Here is an 18,925-nt window from a genome sequence, read left to right as displayed (position 1 = left end):
AATGAGTATATTATTCAGACAGTCAATCCGGCGGCCTGAACAAATGCGGATTGGGAGTGAGAAATTATGAGTGAAGCATTGTTGAATGAAACAACCGCGTTGCCGTTACAGTTTACTGAGGCCGCTGCGCGTAAGGTGAAAAACCTGATTTCCGACGAAGAAAACCCGAACCTGAAACTGCGCGTGTACATCACCGGCGGCGGTTGCAGCGGATTCCAGTACGGTTTCACCTTTGACGACAAAATTAATGACGGCGACATGACCATCGAAAAAGCCGGTGTGGCGCTGGTGGTTGACCCGATGAGCCTGCAATATCTGGTCGGCGGTTCGGTGGATTACACCGAAGGGCTGGAAGGTTCACGTTTCGTGGTGACTAACCCGAATGCAAAAACCACCTGTGGGTGCGGCTCTTCCTTCAGCATCTGATTACCCTTCAAGCCCGAATGATTTAGGGTAAAGATTTTGTAGAAATTAAAAGCCCGTTTGCTGATAGCAGACGGGCTTTTTTTATGGTCAAACGTTGTGAGGGAAGGGCGCTCAGGTAAGTGAGCATTCACAAGGGGGTTACCATTCGACGGTCACCAGCTTCGAATCCATGCTGATGCCGGGAACGGCGGTGAGCATCATTTCGCTGATGTGGGGCTGCATCATCGTCCGGCTGGCGCAGGTGACGGACGTGCCGCTGTGTGCCGCATCAATCTTGCAACTGGGCAGGATCGTCAGACTGACACCAATCTGGCCGCCCACCATGCCCGCGACAGCAAACAGCGGGCTCAGGGCGAGCAGCGCGCTGAGTAAAAGAGCTTTCATTATTGTTATTCCTGCTGGTGTAGAACGATAAAATCAGCCTGGCTGAAAAGGTTATCGGTCTAAATTTTACGGCCTTTAATCCGGATTTCTTATGATCGGGAAATAAGTCACGTTTTTATCGTGTATCGCGCCGTTATTCTTATTATTTCGTTTGTAATACAAAGAGATAATGTTAAAGCGAGGGCTGGCAACGTACGTAGGATTTTACGCCGGATATGCTACCAGATGACAGGGCAGAATTATTGATTTCGGTTAATAAAGCAACAATTCGGAAAAATGCCATGCCGGTTATTTGCGGGGACAGGGCTAAATAGTTAGTAAGCATTCACCCCTGAGGCAAGGCTGCCAGCTGAGGGCAAAGCTGACGGGCGGCCAGAAGGATCCGCGGCCCCGCACGGCTGAACCAGTCGGCATCCAGCGCAATCACCGGCACGCTGAACAACGAACGCCAGTAATCCTCAATCACCTGTTTTTGTGATTTTCCGCCCGATATAACAATCACCTGCGGATGACGGCTTAAAACCTGTTCCCGGCTGACCTGAGGCCACGGCACACGGCTGTCGGCGAAAATGTTTTTTGCACCACAGACGTCCAGCACTTCGCTTTGCATCGTGGCCGACGAGGCGGTAAACAACGGCTGGGTGCCGAACTGAATAAAGGCCGGAACCGGCTTTTCACGGTGATATTTCAGCTTAAGAGCCTGCCATTGCTGGCGGAAATCGGCGGCGGCGTGTTTTGCCATTTCCGGTGAAGGGCTGTAAATCGCCAGTTGTTCCAGCGCCTGCGCCACCTGCCCGGCATTTTGCGGATCAAGATAAACCACGCGGATGCCCAGCGAAGTGAGCTGATCAAGCGGGCGCTGCGGATTGCCGCCCCGCCAGGCGAGCACCAGATCCGGTTTCAATGTCACGATGCGTTCGACATTGATCCCCTGCCAGTCCGCCACCTGTTCGGTCTTGCTGGCCTGGGGCGGATAATCGGAGTAAGCACTAACTCCGACTAACCGGTCGCCCAGACCGGCAGCGTACGCCAGTTCGGTCAGATTAGGTGCCAGACTGATCACCCGTTGCGCCGGTGTCGCGATAACCGCAGCAGGCATCAGCAGGCAAAGCAACATGAGACAGAACCGGCGCAGTATCACGTAGCGGTTACTCTTCTGACGCGGCCAGAGCAGTCAGCATTGCATCAACCATCAGGGTAGATTGTTGTGCAGCCACCACCAGGAACTCTTCGAAGCTCAGGTGAGATTCACCGTCCGCCACGTCAGAAATCGCGCGAACCACCACGAAAGGTGTGCCAAACAGATGGCATACGTGGCCGATGGCCGCCGCTTCCATTTCGACAGCAGCCACCTGCGGGAAGGTGGCACGGATGCGTGCCAGCGGCGCAGCGCCGTTGATGAAAGCATCGCCGCTGCACACCAGACCGCGTACGGCGTTCAGGTTCAGTTCACGGATGCAGTTTTCAGCCAGCGCAATCAGTTCAGGATCGGCGGTGAAGGCGGGCGGGCAACCGGCCATCTGACCCGGCTCATAACCAAATGCGGTGACGTCGGCATCGTGATAACGCACTTCGTCCGATACCACGATATCGCCCACTTTCAGCGTTTTCGCCAGACCGCCTGCGGAACCGGTATTGATCACCACGTCAGGGCGGCAATGTTCCAGTAACAGCGTGGTGCCCATGGCGGCAGACACTTTACCGATGCCGGATTTCAGCAGCGCCACGTCCACGCCGTTTAACTGGCCGGTGTAGATTTCGCAGCCTGCACGTTCGATGGTCTGACGGTTAATGATTTTGTCGCGCAGCAGGGTCACTTCCTGCTCCATTGCGCCGATGATGCCTACTTTCATATAAATACTCGCAGATGTGGGTGGAATGAGCCGCAGCGGGTGCGGAATTGAAGGTTTAATCACGAAAACAATGCGCGATAGTCTATCATGGCTAGTGACAAGAGATAATGCGTTTGGGATGCGGGTTTGTAACGCAACCGCGTGTCACTTAGACGCGTGAGTGGCTGAAAAGGTGGGAAATCATGTCCGGGATCGATTTTAAAGCGAAATTCAATTTTCAACGCCCTTTCAGTGCCACGATCGAGGCGCGCGATGCCTATGACGTCGTCCGTCAGTTTGAAAGCGATCGCGGGCGGATTATTAACTCCGCCGCCATCCGCCGCCTGCAACAAAAGACGCAGGTGTTCCCGCTGGAGAAAAACGCCGCCGTCCGCAGCCGCCTGACCCATTCCCTGGAAGTTCAGCAGGTGGGGCGTCACATCGCCAAAGAAATTTTGCACCGTCTGCGCCGTCAGGGAAAGCTTGAGGCTTACGGGCTGGACGACGTGACCGATCCCTTTGAAAGCGTGGTGGAAATGGCGTGTCTGATGCATGACATCGGCAACCCGCCGTTCGGCCATTTCGGCGAATCTGCCATTAACAACTGGTTCGCCAGACGCATGGATACCGCCGGATGTGGCGAAACGCCGCCGGAAACCGATGCCTGTCTGGTCGCCTGTCTGCGCCTGACGTCCGGCGACGTTGAACTGAACCGCCTGCGCAGCAAAATCCGCTATGACCTGTGCAATTTTGAAGGCAACGCGCAGGCTATCCGGCTGGTGTTTACGCTGCTGAAACTCAATCTCACCTACAGCCAGACCGCCTGCATCCTGAAATACACCCGTCCGGCGTATTCGCTGAGCAAACTGCCATCGCATGATTATCTGATGAAAAAGCCAGGGTTTTATCTGGCGGAAGAACCTTTCATCAAAAAAATGCGCAGCGAGCTGGATCTGGGGGAATTTAACCGTTTTCCACTGACTTACATTATGGAAGCGGCCGATGACATTTCTTACTGTATTGCAGATCTGGAAGATGCGGTGGAGAAAAGTATTTTCAGCGTGGATCAGCTATATAAGTATCTGTGCCGCGAATGGGGCGAGATCGGCAAAAACGACTTCTTCGATAAAGTGGTACGTACCGCCTACGAAAAAATGGATAACGCCAAAACGTTCCGTAATCCGGTGGATTACTTCTTTATGGAACTGCGCGTGCAGACCGTCAAGCAACTGGTGCCGCATGCGGCCCGCCGGTTCATTGATAATATAGAAGATATTTATCAGGGCACCTTTAATCACGCGTTACTTGAAGATGACAGTCAGGCCAACCGGTTGTTAGAAATTTATAAAAGCGTGGCCTTCAAACAGGTATTCAACCATCCCGAAGTGGAAGAGCTGGAATTACAAGGCTACCGGGTGATCAGCGGATTGCTGGATATTTACAGCCCGCTGCTGGATATGCCGCTGACCGATTTTACTCAGCTGGTTCAGGAAGATACGCACCGGAAATATCCGATAGAAACCCGTCTGTTGCATAAGATTTCTGCCAAACACCGTCTGGCCTACAACAATGCGGTGGCGGCGCTGGAAGGATTACCGGTGGCGGAACATGCCGCGCAGGAATTTTATTACCGGGCGCGAATGATTCAGGATTATATCAGCGGAATGACCGACCTTTATGCGTATGATGAATACAGAAGACTCATGGCTGCGGAATAGTCCTCATTAAAAGGAAAGTTTAAATGTCTTTAATTTTCTTTACGGAACTGTCTGAAAAAACGCCATTTGTAAATGCTGACAATACTTTTTTACCATTGTCAGATCGACCCTGATGAACTTCACGCTATTAATACCCTCTCAGTATCACGACTACCAAGCAATGCGACTATTTTGGTTGCCACAATAATTTTAAGAGATCCTGAAAAATGAAAAAATCGAGTTTATTCCTCAGCGCATTAGCGTTAAGTATCAGTATGGCAATGGCCCCGGTTTCTTCTGCGCTGGCGGCCGAAACGGCGTCTTCCAGCACGACGCAGCTGCCAAGTCTGGCACCGATGCTTGAGAAAGTGATGCCGTCCGTGGTGAGCGTTAACGTCGAAGGCAGCGCACCGGTGAAAACACCGCGTATGGGCCAGCAGTTCCAGCAGTTCTTTGGTCAGAATTCACCGCTGTGTCAGGACGGTTCGCCGTTCCAGGGCTCGCCGGTTTGTCAGGGCGGCGGTCAGGGTCCAGATGGTCAGCCCGCACCTGAGCAGAAAGAAGATTTCCGTGCGCTGGGTTCCGGCGTGATCATTGATGCCGATAAAGGTTATGTGGTCACCAACAACCACGTGGTGGATAACGCCACCAAAATCAGCGTACAGCTTAACGATGGCCGTAAGTTCGACGCGAAAGTGATCGGCAAAGATCCGCGTTCTGACATTGCAGTGATCCAGTTACAAAATGCGAAAAACCTGACGGCCATTAAAATGGCGGATTCCGAGCAGCTGCGCGTCGGCGATTACACCGTGGCGATCGGTAACCCGTACGGTCTGGGTGAAACCGTGACCTCCGGTATCGTTTCTGCGCTGGGACGTTCCGGCCTGAACATCGAAAACTACGAGAACTTCATCCAGACGGATGCGGCGATCAACCGCGGTAACTCCGGCGGTGCGCTGGTGAACCTCAACGGTGAACTGATCGGCCTGAATACCGCGATCCTGGCACCGGACGGCGGCAACATCGGTATCGGTTTTGCGATCCCAAGTAACATGGTGAAAAACCTGTCCAAACAGATGATCGAATTCGGTCAGGTGAAACGTGGCGAACTGGGCATCATGGGTACCGAGCTGAACTCTGAACTGGCGAAAGCCATGAAAGTGGACGCCCAACGTGGCGCATTCATCAGCCAGGTGATGCCGAAATCTGCGGCTGAAAAAGCGGGCATCAAAGCCGGTGACGTGATCCTGAGCATGAACGGTAAACCGATCAGCAGCTTCGCTTCGTTCCGTGCGGATATCGGCACCATGCCAATCGGCACCAAAGTCACCCTCGGCCTGCTGCGTGAAGGCAAACCGATGAACGTGGACGTGACCATTGAGCAAAGTACTCAGACACCTAAAGTCGAATCCGGCAACATTTACACCGGTATCGAAGGGGCGGAACTGAGCAACGGCGCAGCGGGCGACCAGAAAGGCGTGAAAGTGGATGACGTGAAAGCCGGTTCTACCGCCGCGCGCATCGGCCTGAAAAAAGGCGACGTGATCCTGGGCGTGAATCAGCAGAAAGTCGCCAATCTGGGCGAACTGCGTAAAATTCTCGACACCAAGCCAAACGTTCTGGCGCTGGATATTCAGCGTGGCGACACCTCGATTTACCTGCTGGCGCAGTAATTTCTGCCCGCAGTGTCCCGACAAGAAGCACGCTCCGGCGTGCTTTTTTTTGTCTGCTGTTCAGCGTTTCCCACCCATGACCGGTTTTTTGCAGGCAAGTCTGGGCATTTGCTTAAAAATGTGACTTTACCCGCAACTTCAACAGGCGCTTTCGCTCTTTGGGCATTTGCATAATGTATGGCCGTCCCGGCCTGAGTATGCTGTTTTTACAACGATAAAACAGGCAAGGCAGGGGCTCCATGTCGGCGTATCATCTCGATGCAAAGCTGGCGCAACAAATTGTTGCCCGCACAATGCAAATTATTGATAGTAATGTGAATGTCATGGATGGCCGCGGAAGGATTATCGGCAGTGGCGACGACCAGCGCCTTGGTGAATTGCACGAAGGGGCTTTACTGTCTATTTCGCAGGAACGTATTGTCGATATCGACGAAGGCGTGGCAAGGCATTTGCACGGTGTGCGTCCGGGCATCAACCTGCCGCTGCGTATTGATGGCCAGATCGTGGGCGTCATTGGTCTGACGGGCAATCCGTCTCAGTTGCGCCAGTACGGCGAACTGGTGTGTATGACCGCCGAAATGATGCTCGAACAGGCGCGTTTGCTGCATATGCTGGCGCAGGACAGCCGTCTGCGTGAAGAACTGGTGCTGAATTTGATCCGCGTGGACGAGCTTTCTCCGGCGCTGATGGAATGGGCGCAGCGTCTGGGCATCGACCTGAACCGGCCGCGCGTCGCTGCGGTGGTGGAGGTCGACAGCGGCCAGTTGGGTGTCGATTCCGCGATGGCCGAGCTGCAACAGCTGCAAACCCTGCTGACCACGCCGGAACGTGACAACCTGATCGCCATTGTCTCCCTCACCGAAATGGTGGTGCTGAAACCGGCGCTGAACAGCTACGATCGCTGGGATCCGGACGGCCACCGCCAGCGCATCGATCATCTGCTTTCCCGCATGACCGAAACCGGTCGTCTGCGCGTGCGCATTTCCCTCGGTAACTTCTTTACCGGCCCCGGCAGCATCGCCCGTTCGTACCGCACCGCGCGCACCACCATGACCGTCGGTAAACAGCGGATGCCGGAACAACGCTGCTATTTCTATCAGGATCTGATCCTGCCGGTGCTGCTCGACAGTCTGCGCGGCGGCTGGCAGGCCGACGAACTGGTGCGTCCGCTGGCCCGTCTGAAAGCCACTGACGGCAACGGATTATTGCGCCGCACGCTGACCTCGTGGTTCCACAATAATGTGCAGCCGACCGCCACCTCGAAAGCCCTCTATATTCACCGTAATACGCTGGAATATCGCCTCAACCGCATCTCTGAATTAACCGGCCTGGATCTGGGGAATTTCGACGATCGTTTATTGCTGTATGTCGCGCTGCAATTAGATAACGACCAGCTGTGACAGCCATCACAGCTGTTTCATTTTTTGTGAAACAACTCGCATGGCGCTGGGCATATGCCTCAGGATAAATGCAAAGGACGGTTCAAGCCTGTTGTATTGCCCAATGAGTAAAAGGAATGTTGTTCATATACTGGCTGCGTTCCTTCCTCTCTGAACCCTACAGTTCTGTGAATGGAATGACTTTTATCTCTGTGTAGAGGCGTTGTCATTAATTCCGGAGAACACCATGGAAACTACCATTTCATCAGCCAGTGCCGTCAAAAAAAGAACTAACGCGCGCTACTGGATAGTGGTGATGTTATTTATTGTCACCTCATTTAATTACGGCGATCGTGCCACGTTATCCATTGCCGGTTCGGCGATGGCCAAAGATATCGGACTGGATTCCGTCGGGATGGGCTATATCTTCTCGGCATTTTCCTGGGCGTATGTGATCGGGCAAATACCCGGTGGCTGGCTGCTGGATAAATTCGGCTCGAAAAAAGTGTATTTCTACAGCATTTTCATCTGGTCGTTGTTCACCCTGTTGCAGGGCTTCGTCGATGTCTTCAGCGGCTTCGGCATTGTCGTTTCGCTGTTTGCCTTACGTTTTCTGGTCGGTCTGGCCGAAGCGCCTTCCTTCCCCGGCAACAGCCGTATCGTCGCGGCCTGGTTCCCGGCTCAGGAACGCGGCACCGCTGTATCAATTTTTAACTCCGCGCAGTACTTCGCCACGGTAATTTTCGCCCCGATCATGGGCTGGCTGACGCATGAAGTGGGCTGGTCACACGTCTTCTTCTTTATGGGCGGTCTGGGGATCGTACTGAGTTTCATCTGGCTGAAAGTGATCCACGATCCGAAAGATCATCCGGGCGTGAATCAGGCGGAACTCGATTACATGGAAGCCGGTGGCGCACTGATCAACATGGATCAGAAGACCACCAAAAAAGCCGTCGTCAAAGGCGAAAAAGCCTTCCAGCTTAAACAATTACTGAAATCACGCATGATGATTGGCATCTACATCGGCCAGTACTGCATCAATGCGCTGACCTACTTCTTCATCACCTGGTTCCCGGTGTATCTGGTGCAGGCGCGCGGCATGTCGATCCTCAAAGCGGGCATGGTGGCCTCGGTGCCGGCAATTTGCGGCTTCCTCGGCGGCGTACTGGGCGGGGTTATTTCCGACTGGCTGATGCGCAGAACCAACAACCTGACGCTGTCGCGCAAGGCACCGATTGTGATCGGTATGCTGCTGTCGATGTCGATGATCTTCTGCAACTACGTCAGCACCGAATGGATGGTGGTCGGCATTATGGCCTTCGCCTTCTTCGGCAAAGGGCTGGGCGCATTGGGCTGGGCAGTGATGGCCGACACCGCACCGAAAGAAATCAGCGGGCTGAGCGGCGGGCTGTTCAACATGTTCGGTAACGTCTCCGGCATCATCACCCCCATCGCCATCGGCTACATTATCGGCACCACCGGTTCCTTCAACGGCGCGCTGATTTATGTCGGCATCCACGCGCTGCTCGCCGTGGTCAGCTACCTGTTTATTGTCGGAAAAATCGAACGCATCCAGCTTCGCCCGTATGCCGTTACCGGCACAGTAAAAGGAGAAAGATGATGAGTACGCGATCCTCGCCGGTCATCACGGATATGCAGGTTATTCCGGTGGCAGGGCATGACAGCATGCTGATGAATATCGGGGGCGCGCACGGCGCTTACTTCACCCGCAATATCGTGATCCTCAAAGACAGCGCCGGAAATACCGGCGTCGGCGAAGCGCCGGGCGGAGAAGTCATTTACAACACGCTGGTGGAAGCCATTGCGCAGGTGAAGGGTCAGGAAGTGGCGCGCATGAACCGGCTGGTGCATCAGATCCACGCCGGTAATCAGTCGTCGGATTTTGATTCTTTCGGCAAAGGCGCGTGGACGTTTGAACTGCGGGTGAACGCCGTCGCGGCACTGGAAGCCGCGCTGCTGGATCTGATGGGCAAATTCCTCGGCGTGCCGGTGTGCGAACTGCTCGGGCCGGGCAAACAGCGTGATGAAGTGACGGTGCTCGGTTATCTCTTTTATATCGGCGACCGGCAGAAAACCGATTTGCCGTATCAGGAAGGCGAGCGCGGCACGCACGACTGGTATCACCTGCGTCATCAGGAAGCGATGAACAGTGAGGCGGTGGTGCGGCTGGCGGAAGCGGCGCAGGATCGTTATGGCTTCAAAGATTTCAAACTCAAAGGCGGCGTGCTGCTGGGCGAACAGGAGATCGACGCGATCAAGGCGCTGGCAAAACGTTTTCCCGATGCGCGAATTACTGTCGATCCGAACGGCGCGTGGCTGCTGGATGAAGCCATCGACCTGTGCAAAGACCTGCATGGGATCCTCAGTTACGCCGAAGATCCGTGCGGCGCGGAGCAGGGCTTTTCCGGCCGCGAGGTGATGGCCGAATTCCGCCGCGCGACAGGCTTACCGGTCGCGACCAACATGATCGCCACCAACTGGCGTGAGATGCAGCACGCGGTGATGTTGCAGTCGGTGGATATCCCGCTGGCGGATCCGCATTTCTGGACCCTGCACGGTGCGGTGCGCGTCGCGCAACTTTGCGACGAATGGGGCCTGACCTGGGGCTGCCATTCGAATAACCATTTTGATATTTCGCTGGCGATGTTTACCCATGTTGGCGCGGCCGTACCGGGTAAACCGACTGCGATAGACACGCACTGGATCTGGCAGGAAGGCAACCAGCGCCTGACCAAAGAGCCGCTGCAAATTGTGAACGGGAAAATCAAAGTGCCAGAAAAACCGGGGCTGGGCGTGGAGATCGACATGGATCAAATCCATCGCGCCCACGAGTTACACCGGAAATTGCCGACCGGCGCGCGTAACGATGCCGCCGCGATGCAGTATCTGATCCCCGGCTGGACATTCGATCGCAAGCGCCCGGCCATGGGGCGCGGTTAACGGAATCTGACGTTACTAAGGAGTAAGCATGACCTCTTCATCTACACCTAAAATTGTCTCCATGCAGGTGATCCCGGTTGCCGGACACGACAGCATGTTGCTGAATCTCAGCGGTGCGCATGCGCCGTTTTTCACCCGTAACATCCTGATCCTCAAAGACAGCAGCGGTAACACCGGCGTCGGTGAAGTACCGGGCGGTGAGAAAATCCGTCAGACGCTGGATGATGCCGCGTTGCTGGTGACCGGCAAAACGCTGGGTGAATACAAGAATGTGATGACGGCGGTGCGCGAAAAATTCGCTGACCGCGATGCCTCCGGCCGGGGTTTACAGACCTTCGATTTACGCACCACCATTCATGTCGTGACGGCGATTGAAGCCGCGATGCTGGACTTGCTCGGTAAGCATCTGGGCGTCACCGTGGCGTCATTGCTGGGCGACGGACAGCAGCGCGATGAAGTCGAAATGCTTGGCTATCTGTTCTACGTCGGCGACCGCAACAAAACCTCGCTGGGCTATCAGAGCCAGCCGGATGACCGCTGTGACTGGTATCGTCTGCGCCATGAAGAAGCGCTGACACCGGCGGCAGTGGTGCGTCTGGCGGAAGCGGCGTATGACAAATACGGCTTTAACGATTTCAAACTGAAAGGCGGCGTTCTGGCAGGCAGTGAAGAGGCCGAAGCCGTGACGGCGCTGGCGCAGCGGTTCCCGCAGGCGCGCATTACCCTTGATCCCAACGGGGCCTGGTCGCTGAATGAAGCGATCGCACTGGGTAAACAACTGCGCGGCGTGCTGGCGTACGCCGAAGATCCGTGCGGCGCAGAGCAGGGCTTCTCCGGGCGTGAAGTGATGGCGGAATTCCGTCAGGCAACCGGCCTGCCGACCGCCACCAATATGATCGCCACCGACTGGCGTCAGATGGGGCATACCATCCAGCTGAAATCCGTGGATATTCCGCTGGCGGATCCGCATTTCTGGACCATGCAGGGGTCGGTGCGCGTGGCGCAAATGTGTCACGAATGGGGGCTGACCTGGGGCTCGCACTCCAACAATCACTTTGATATTTCGCTGGCGATGTTCACGCAGGTGGCGGCGGCGGCACCGGGCAAAATCACCGCCATCGACACCCACTGGATCTGGCAGGAAGGCAATCAGCGCCTGACCAGAGAACCGTTGCAGATCAAAGGCGGTAAGGTGCGTGTGCCGGAACAGCCGGGTCTGGGCGTAGAGCTGGATATGGATCAGGTAATGAAGGCGCACGAGCTGTACAAAGGCATGGGGCTGGGCGCGCGTAACGATGCGCAGGGCATGCAGTTCCTGGTGCCGGACTGGACGTTTGATCCGAAAAGGCCGTGTCTGGTGCGCTGATCATCGGCGGGATCCGCACCCTTAAAAAAGCCTCTCGCATGAGAGGCTTTTTACGTTCAGAAGGCCAGATCAGCTGCGGGCGTGTGCCGCCGCCTTTTCAATTTGCTCATCAGACGGGCGTACGCCGGTATACAGCACGAACTGCTCGACGGCCTGCAAGGTGGCGACTTCCGCACCGGTGATCACTTTTTTGCCGTGTTCACGGCCATAGCGGATCAGCGGGGTTTCTGCCGGCAGCGCGACGACGTCAAAGACGATGCTGGTGCGGTCAATCACCGCCGGTTCAAAGGCCAGCGAATCGGCTTCCGGGCCACCGGCCATGCCGATGGGCGTGACGTTCACCACCATATCGACGGCCAGATCACCGACGTCGGCTTTCCATTCGTAACCGTATTCTTCCGCCAGCGCGCGGCCATTGGCTTCGTTACGGGCAATGATATAGCCCTTTTTGAAACCGGCATCACGGATGGCCGCGACCACCGCTTTACCCATGCCGCCGCTGCCGCGCAGGGCGAAAACGGCGTCACGCGGCACCTGATGGCTGTCGAGCAGACGGGCGACGGCAATATAATCGGTGTTGTAAGCGCGCAGGAAACCGTCGTCATTGACGATAGTATTCACGGACTGAATGGCGGTGGCGGAAGGGTCCAGCTCATCGAGGAACGGAATGCAGACTTCCTTGAACGGCATCGAGACTGCGCAGCCGCGAATACCCAGCGCGCGCACGCCTTTCACGGCGGCTTCGATGTCTTTGGTGGAAAAGGCTTTGTAGACGAAGTTCAGGTCTAACGCCTGATAAAGGCTGTTATGAAAACGGGTGCCGAAATTTCCCGGACGACCGGAAAGGGACATACACAGCTGTGTATCTTTATTAATTTCCCGACTCATGATGCTCTCCTGAAAGGGCTTATTGATCTTACTGAACCTTAGCTGAAACGATCCGCCCCGACAATCTGAGTCTGTCTCAAATCGGCTGTTATACTTAACACAGGCATGAACGCGGAGGCTGACATGAATTTGGATCTTTTTGATCATCCCGATTTTCACCCGAACTGGCGGGAAGATCTGTGCCCCGGCGCGGTAGTGTTACGCGGTGCGGCGCTGGCAGAAGATGTGACGTTACTGGCGGAGATCGACCGCATCGCCGGTCTGGTGCCTTTTCAGTATCGCGCCACGCCGGGCGGTTACGCGATGTCGGTAGCGATGACAAATTGCGGCGATGTCGGCTGGGTGACGGACCGGGCGGGGTATCGCTATCAGGCCGTCTCGCCGGAAAGCCATCAGCAATGGCCGCCGATGCCGGACCTGTTTCGCCAGCTTGCGGTAAACGCCGCAGAGCAGGCGGGATTTCCCGGTTTCGCGCCCGATGCGTGCCTGATCAACCGCTATCAGCCGGGCGCAAAAATGAGCCTGCATCAGGATAAAGACGAGCACGATTTTGGCCAGCCGATTGTCTCGGTCTCGCTGGGCTTACCGGCGGTATTTCAGTTTGGCGGTATGGAACGCAGCGACAAAACGCAGCGTGTGCCGCTGATGCACGGCGATATTGTGGTGTGGGGCGGCCCGTCGCGGCTGCGTTATCACGGCGTATTGCCGCTGAAAGCGGGCGAGCATCCGCTGACCGGTCAGTACCGGTTTAACCTGACTTTCAGAAAAGCAACGTAAAACGGGGTGATCAGGCCGTAAAGCACAGGACTTTGTCCTCATTCTGCTTTACACTGCCGCCCTGCAAAAACTGACATGTTGAATAAATAATTACTTAGGCGGTAAGCGATGAACGGCGTAATCACAACCTGGTTTGAAGATAAAGGTTTCGGTTTTATCAAAGATGAAAACGGCGATAACCGTTATTTCCACGTGATTAAAGTTGCAAACCCTGAGCTGATTAAGAAAGATGCGACAGTGACCTTTGAGCCGACCACCAACAACAAAGGGCTTTCCGCCTTTGCGGTGAAGGTCGAGCCGGAAAGCAAATACATCTTTATTGCCGGTGAGCGCATCAAAATCACCAGCATCAAATCCTTCCTGGCCTTCAATGAAGAAGTGCCTGCGGAAACCAAGATCGACAAAGAAAACGCGGTACTTTCCGTCGGGCTGCTGATGAACCGTATCCGCCCGCAGGAAGAAGAGAAAAAAGCCGAAACCCGCACCATGAAAAAGCTGCTGATCACCACTTTCCAGAACAGCACTTATGTTTTCACCGAAGACGAAATCGACGTGGATGCGACGGTCAAAACGCTGAAAGCTCTGTAATCTCCTGCCTTAAAACCGGTGCGCATCCGCCGCACCGGGTCTGTTTCTCCCTTTATTAATACGTCACCGTGACCGTGACCGTGTCGCTGTAGTTCCCGGCGGGCTGATTGCTTTGCGCCAGATTCACCGACGCGGTGTACGGGAACGATTGTGATGTGCCGGTCCCGGTCGCGCTGCTGTTGGTGGCGGCCGTCCAGACCGTACTGTCGCCCTTAAAGATCTGATATTGCAGATAACTGGTGGTGCTGCCGACGGTGGACGCCATCTGACGGTACTGGCCGGAGCCCGGCACGCTGCTGGTCAGGTTAACGGAATAACTGGCGTTCAGCGTACAGCGCACACTGATGGTATTCGCCACCACCGTCGTCAGACCGGAAGGCAGGGCCGCGCTGCCAAAACCAACGTTCGGCGCACTGTCGATATAGCAAAAATTAGTGACGTTGAGCGTCAGGTTGACGTTGCCACTGACATTGCCGGTATCGGCGATACACAGCAACGTGCCGACGGCCACCGAGCAGATGTTCCATCTCCAGGCGATAGGGACGGTATCGGTATAGATGCCCGCCGCCAGATTGGACAGCGTTTGGGGCATGACATACAGGGGCAACGTACCGTTCGGCCCGGAGAACAATCCCAGTAATCCCAGGGCGGTGGTGCTGCTCCAGCTAATCACATCGCCCTGGTTATACACCGTGCCGCAACTGCCGTCTTTACACAGGCTGTAAGGCAGATACTGGTTGGTCGCTGCGCTGTACAGGCGCGGCTGCGAGCCGCTCGGATGCAGTGTGGCGCCAATGGTGGCGGTGATGGTGTTGGTGCCGCCGATACTCAGCAACGGGCCGGTGCAACTTAAGCCGCTGCCGCCTGCGGTCACCAGCGGCGAAGAGCTGACGGCAAAGGAATTTTGAGTGCCCAGCGTGATGGTGGTGGCCGCCGTGGTGCATCCCGCCCGCGCCAGCGATGTCGCACCCAGCAACAGCATCAGCAGTAATCCCTGCGTTATCCACCGCCTGAAAATTCTCATGATTTATCTCCTGCCGTTGCGCCACCCGGACATGCCAGCGGGCCAACCTGCTCAATGCTGTGATGATGGGGATCCAGGGTGAAACTGACCCGGCATACCGAATGATCTTCCTGCTGAATGTTCAGCACGTTGTTTTCCTGTAAGTGAGAGAAATACACCAGCCCGTCGTACCCGGTGACGGTGGTCTGCTGCGTATTTTGCTCTGTCACCAGCGTCCCCAGCTTCAGCGGTTGTCCGGCGGCGTCATGCAGGGTGATATTGGCGGACAGCACTTTCTCGACATTGAATTTCACCACCACGCCGCTGCCTTGCTTCACGGCGATGCGGTCATTGACGTTATTGGCGACCACGTCGGCAGGCAGCGGCAGGGTGTCGATTTCCACTTTGGCCGGATAATACGAACTGACGGTTGGGATCAGCAGGTGGCCGTTTTTATCGGTTTTGCCCATTTTCTGATTCTCGAACAGCACCGGAACCTCGGCGTAATGGTCGGTATCCACCACGATAAAGGCATCATTGATCTTGTCTGACAGGAACCAGTCGTTCGCCATAAACACCACGGATCCGCTCAGATCGGCCCAGTTGGTGTAATCGCCCTGATTGCCGTAGAAGCCGCCCTGGATCGTGGCGTAATGGGATTTCCAGGTCGCATCGGCCTGCTGATACGGATTGTTGCCGCCGCTGTAAGCCAGATTCCAGCCCAGGCCGCCGTCGGTGGGCGTCGCCTTGCTGGCGCCAATTTGTTCCTGATAATTGCCCGAGCTGTCACGTTGCACACCGGCATTCATATTGATGTTGGTGCCAATCGGAATGATGAACTGCAACTGCGCGCTGTAGCCGGTATCGCCCAGCGTTTTGTTGAGCGATAAAAACATACTGCTTTGCCCCCACAGCGAGCGGCTGTAGGAGAAATTCACCAGCCGGGTATGCGAATTGTCGTAGGCTTCGACGTCGTAATAGCCGATACCCATGGTGCCGTTGGCGGATCCGAACGGCGATGTGCTGAAGGTGATCTGATCGGCCTGACGGCTTAACCGCGTGTCGCTGGTGTAGGAGGTAATGTCCTGATAACCCACGGTACGTTTCGAGCGCAGCGCCGAAAGGCTGAAAAGGGTCGAATAGTACGAATAGCCGAGCGTGTACTGGCTGCCGTCTTTTTTATCGGTGACATTTTCGCCCAGCGGATTATCGATTTGTCCGCTGGAGTCCGGAATGCCCGGCGTCTGACCGTTGGGATAACCGTTCGGATTGTTGAGCTGATTATTGCTGTCCACCGGCGGATGGTTCGCCTTACTCTGGCTGCCTGAAATACTCAGCGTCCCCCAGGTGCCCACCGCGACATCCGCCCCCAGACCGCCCAGCGCCAGACCTTGCGTCAGTTCGGTATGGCCGGACAGCGTCAGATAATTGCTCAGCCCGTAACGGTAAATGCCACTGAACGCGCCATCGGAATAATCCCCGTTGGTCACGCCATAATTGTTACGCACCGCACCGAGTGAAAAATCGAAATCACTGAGATTTTTGCGCAGCAGGGTGTTGGAAACATAAAAGGGAACGCTGGTGGAAACCTGCCGCCCGACCGCATCGGTGGTGACAATCGTCGCCTCACCGGCCCCGTTGATATAAGGCACGTTGGTCAGGGTGAACGGCCCGGAATTCAGGTTATTGCTGCTGGCCTTATAGCCGTTGAGGAACAGATCGACAGTGGTCGGCACCGCCGCCGTGCCGCTGTATTGCAGCAACGGATAAGTGACCAGGTCCGGGCGCACACCGAAGTTACGGCTGATACGCACACCGCCCATGCGTGCCGAGTTACTCCACGTCAGGGAATCGCTGACGAAATCCCCGACCTGATAGCTGATCAGGTTTTTCTCGTCGGTAAACCGCCAGAACGTGTCGTAGCGCAGATAGCCGTCCTGCGTCGTCTGGTCGCCGTTGCTGTTGGGGACGTTATCGATGTTGTAGCGGTATGTGCCGGTATTGGTGATCAGCCCGAGATTGCTGAATAAACGCTGCTCCATCCAGGTGGCGATAGATTTCGCGCCGCCCGGCGGATCGGTGTAATAGGCATCGTAGTTAAACAACAGTCCGGTGCTGCTTTTCGACGGCGTGTAGTTCATCAGCGGGTCGCCGCTGACATTCTGGTTCGGCAGCCAGGCATCCGGCACGTTTAACACCAGTTGCTGGCTGGCCGAATCGTATTTCGCTTTGACGTCCGGCAGTTCGCCGACGTTGATCAGCCCCTGCTGGCCGTTAATGTGGATATGGTTTTTTGCCAGCACACCCGCTTCAACAAAGTAGGCGTTATTGCGGTACGTCACCGGCACCACCTGATTATCCGTCTGGCCGTTGACCACAATCGACAGATAAAACATGGCGTCCGTGACCACCGGTGCCGCACGCGGGGCATCGGGCAGCGAGGAATATTCCTGTGCCTGCGCGCTGAACGTACTCAGGCATAACAGGCACAGGCTTCCCCGGAACAACAGCGGTCGTTGATGACCTGCACGGGGAAGGCGTCTGATGGGCATCCGTTGCGGCTCCTGCTGTTACTGGCCGCGCGGGATGACAATCGGTGTCGTGTTATCGGCAATCTGCGCATTCAGCTGCGCGCCCGGCGTCACCCCGGCAGGCACCGCCCAGCGCATTTTTTGCCCCGGCAGCACATACCCCATAAAGCCGCCGACCATGGTTTTCACACCCTGTTTCTGATTGCCGTTAGCCGACCAGAACACGTTGCTCAGCCGCGCATGCACGATGCCGGTATTGCGCACCTGCAAATAGGTTTTACCGCCGTCGGATACCGTCTGCCACGTCAGGATCGGGCGCGTTGCGGTGTCAGGATCACGTTTCATATCCGCGCGGTCATTGGTCCACAAACTGCCGCCATCCATAAACAACGGCAGCAGATAACGCATCTGCAATTGCAGCCCGACCACGGCTTTGTCCTTGCCCTCACCGGCGCTGTTCAGCGGCGACGGGATTTCATCAATGATAATGCGGTACGCCTGCTCGGTATTGGCCGGTACCGGCGTATTGCGGATAAGCCTGATCAGCTGGCGTTGCCCCGGCGGTACGGTCGCGAAAGGCGGGCTGGCGACCACGTTGGTCTGATCGGCATACTTTTCATTGTAATTTTCCTGCTTCCAGGCCAGCACCCGCACCTGCAAGGAGACCGGCTCCGCGCCCCGGTTTTCCAGCCACAGGGCGGATCCGTTCTGATCGGATTCAATAATCTGGTACACCGGCCAGACCAGCACCGAACTGGCGGCCTGCGCGGTCACGGAGGAAAGCAGTGCACAACCCAGTGCGGCGGCAGAGAAAAGGCGGGAAAGGGTCGGGCGTAAAAACAGTCTCTTCATGGTTTCATATCCTGATGATTCAATACGTTAACGTTACGGTGACGGTATCGGTATAAGTCCCGGCGGAAGGCAGGGTGGTCACAGCGTATAAACGGGCATAAACCGGATAGGTTTGCGTGGTACCCGGAAAACTGGGGATGGACATCACCAGCGTGCCGTTGCCCCAGACCAGGCTGCGGGCGGCATCGCGGAAAAGCTGGTAGCCCAGCTGATCGGTATTGGTGGTGTTTTGCATAAAGCGGCGCGTGGCGGTGCCGCCGTGGGTGCCGTAATCCATGGCAATACTGACGGAGGTGCCCGGCGTACAGGTCACCACCACCGAGCCTGCGCCGGTGCTGCTGACGGTATCGACGTTGCTGGTGATGGACGACATGGAGCCGAAATTGAGGGTGCCGAGGTTGGAGGTCGGGCTGGACAGCGAGCTGCCGAAGGCACAGCCGTTGGTGAGGGAGGCCGAAACGGTAAAGGCGGCGACCGCCGTGTCGGCATTCGCCGTGCTGCACGGTATCAGCGGCACAAGCAGCATCAGCCATAGCGGCGAAATGCGCAGACGCCCGGACATAGCCAC

The 18,925-nt window shown here is 56.0% G+C and carries 17 protein-coding genes; 9 read left to right on the top strand and 8 right to left on the bottom strand.

What is annotated here, in order from left to right; genetic code table 11:
• Positions 1 to 81: 81 nt before the first annotated feature.
• Entirely contained in the window at positions 82 to 426 is a 345-nt protein-coding gene (gene erpA / locus EDF78_RS11915; RefSeq protein WP_015690402.1) for an iron-sulfur cluster insertion protein ErpA, read from the top strand.
• Positions 427 to 564: 138 nt separating this feature from the next.
• Here erpA and EDF78_RS11910 read toward each other — a convergent pair whose 3' ends face one another.
• The 3 genes from EDF78_RS11910 to mtnN form a co-directional block, all read right to left on the bottom strand.
• Positions 565 to 810 carry a hypothetical protein gene (locus tag EDF78_RS11910; RefSeq protein ID WP_095924713.1) on the bottom strand — a complete coding sequence of 82 codons (246 nt, stop codon included), beginning with the start codon at positions 808 to 810 and terminating at the stop codon, positions 565 to 567.
• Positions 811 to 1,135: 325 nt separating this feature from the next.
• Entirely contained in the window at positions 1,136 to 1,927 is a 792-nt protein-coding gene (gene btuF, locus EDF78_RS11905) for a vitamin B12 ABC transporter substrate-binding protein BtuF (protein WP_166654456.1), read from the bottom strand.
• Between the two features lie 31 nt (positions 1,928 to 1,958).
• Positions 1,959 to 2,663 (bottom strand): 5'-methylthioadenosine/S-adenosylhomocysteine nucleosidase, encoded by a 705-nt coding sequence (gene mtnN / locus EDF78_RS11900; protein WP_133823168.1) that lies wholly within the window; start codon positions 2,661 to 2,663, stop codon positions 1,959 to 1,961.
• 182 nt (positions 2,664 to 2,845) lie between these two features.
• On the opposite strand from mtnN, the gene dgt reads away from it, so the two are divergent.
• The 6 genes from dgt (at position 2,846) to gudD (ending at position 11,718) form a co-directional block, all read left to right on the top strand.
• Positions 2,846 to 4,360, top strand: a complete 1,515-nt coding sequence (gene dgt, locus EDF78_RS11895; RefSeq protein ID WP_133823167.1) for a dGTPase — start codon at positions 2,846 to 2,848, stop codon at positions 4,358 to 4,360.
• A 206-nt stretch (positions 4,361 to 4,566) separates the two neighbouring features.
• Entirely contained in the window at positions 4,567 to 6,012 is a 1,446-nt protein-coding gene (gene degP, locus EDF78_RS11890) for a serine endoprotease DegP (protein WP_119827034.1), read from the top strand.
• Positions 6,013 to 6,251: 239 nt separating this feature from the next.
• The gene (locus EDF78_RS11885; RefSeq protein ID WP_095924717.1) at positions 6,252 to 7,412 is read left to right on the top strand and encodes a CdaR family transcriptional regulator; all 1,161 of its coding nucleotides are present in this window, start codon (positions 6,252 to 6,254) and stop codon (positions 7,410 to 7,412) included.
• 226 nt (positions 7,413 to 7,638) lie between these two features.
• The gene (locus tag EDF78_RS11880; protein ID WP_133823166.1) at positions 7,639 to 9,012 is read left to right on the top strand and encodes an MFS transporter; all 1,374 of its coding nucleotides are present in this window, start codon (positions 7,639 to 7,641) and stop codon (positions 9,010 to 9,012) included.
• Complete coding sequence (locus tag EDF78_RS11875) at positions 9,009 to 10,352, top strand: enolase C-terminal domain-like protein (protein ID WP_208294475.1); 1,344 nt, start codon at positions 9,009 to 9,011, stop codon at positions 10,350 to 10,352. The genes EDF78_RS11880 and EDF78_RS11875 overlap by 4 nt, the downstream gene beginning before the upstream one ends.
• A gap of 28 nt (positions 10,353 to 10,380) precedes the next feature.
• Entirely contained in the window at positions 10,381 to 11,718 is a 1,338-nt protein-coding gene (gene gudD / locus EDF78_RS11870; RefSeq protein WP_095924720.1) for a glucarate dehydratase, read from the top strand.
• A gap of 69 nt (positions 11,719 to 11,787) precedes the next feature.
• On the opposite strand, the gene EDF78_RS11865 is transcribed toward gudD, so the two are convergent.
• Positions 11,788 to 12,606, bottom strand: a complete 819-nt coding sequence (locus EDF78_RS11865; protein ID WP_133823165.1) for a shikimate 5-dehydrogenase — start codon at positions 12,604 to 12,606, stop codon at positions 11,788 to 11,790.
• A gap of 123 nt (positions 12,607 to 12,729) precedes the next feature.
• Between EDF78_RS11865 and alkB the strand changes: the two genes are divergently transcribed.
• Entirely contained in the window at positions 12,730 to 13,383 is a 654-nt protein-coding gene (alkB, locus tag EDF78_RS11860; protein WP_133823164.1) for a DNA oxidative demethylase AlkB, read from the top strand.
• Positions 13,384 to 13,491: 108 nt separating this feature from the next.
• Positions 13,492 to 13,971 carry a cold shock domain-containing protein gene (locus EDF78_RS11855; RefSeq protein ID WP_095924723.1) on the top strand — a complete coding sequence of 160 codons (480 nt, stop codon included), beginning with the start codon at positions 13,492 to 13,494 and terminating at the stop codon, positions 13,969 to 13,971.
• A 55-nt stretch (positions 13,972 to 14,026) separates the two neighbouring features.
• On the opposite strand, the gene EDF78_RS11850 is transcribed toward EDF78_RS11855, so the two are convergent.
• From EDF78_RS11850 to EDF78_RS11835, 4 genes are read right to left on the bottom strand one after another with little or no spacing between them, the layout of a single operon-like run.
• Complete coding sequence (locus tag EDF78_RS11850; protein WP_133823163.1) at positions 14,027 to 14,995, bottom strand: spore coat U domain-containing protein; 969 nt, start codon at positions 14,993 to 14,995, stop codon at positions 14,027 to 14,029.
• Positions 14,992 to 17,526, bottom strand: coding sequence for a fimbria/pilus outer membrane usher protein (locus tag EDF78_RS11845; RefSeq protein WP_133823162.1), 2,535 nt, complete (start codon positions 17,524 to 17,526; stop codon positions 14,992 to 14,994). Before EDF78_RS11845 ends, EDF78_RS11850 begins: the two co-directional genes overlap by 4 nt.
• A gap of 18 nt (positions 17,527 to 17,544) precedes the next feature.
• Positions 17,545 to 18,357, bottom strand: a complete 813-nt coding sequence (locus tag EDF78_RS11840) for a molecular chaperone (RefSeq protein ID WP_133823161.1) — start codon at positions 18,355 to 18,357, stop codon at positions 17,545 to 17,547.
• Positions 18,358 to 18,376: 19 nt separating this feature from the next.
• A complete protein-coding gene (locus tag EDF78_RS11835; protein ID WP_095924727.1) occupies positions 18,377 to 18,919 on the bottom strand; it encodes a spore coat U domain-containing protein in 543 nt (180 codons plus the stop codon).
• Positions 18,920 to 18,925 lie beyond the last annotated feature (6 nt).

Source organism: Rahnella sp. BIGb0236 (genome assembly GCF_004364755.1).
Lineage (GTDB): Bacteria > Pseudomonadota > Gammaproteobacteria > Enterobacterales > Enterobacteriaceae > Rahnella > Rahnella victoriana.
The sequence above is the reverse complement of the archived record's forward strand: the minus strand, read 5'-3'. Positions and strand labels throughout refer to the sequence as shown.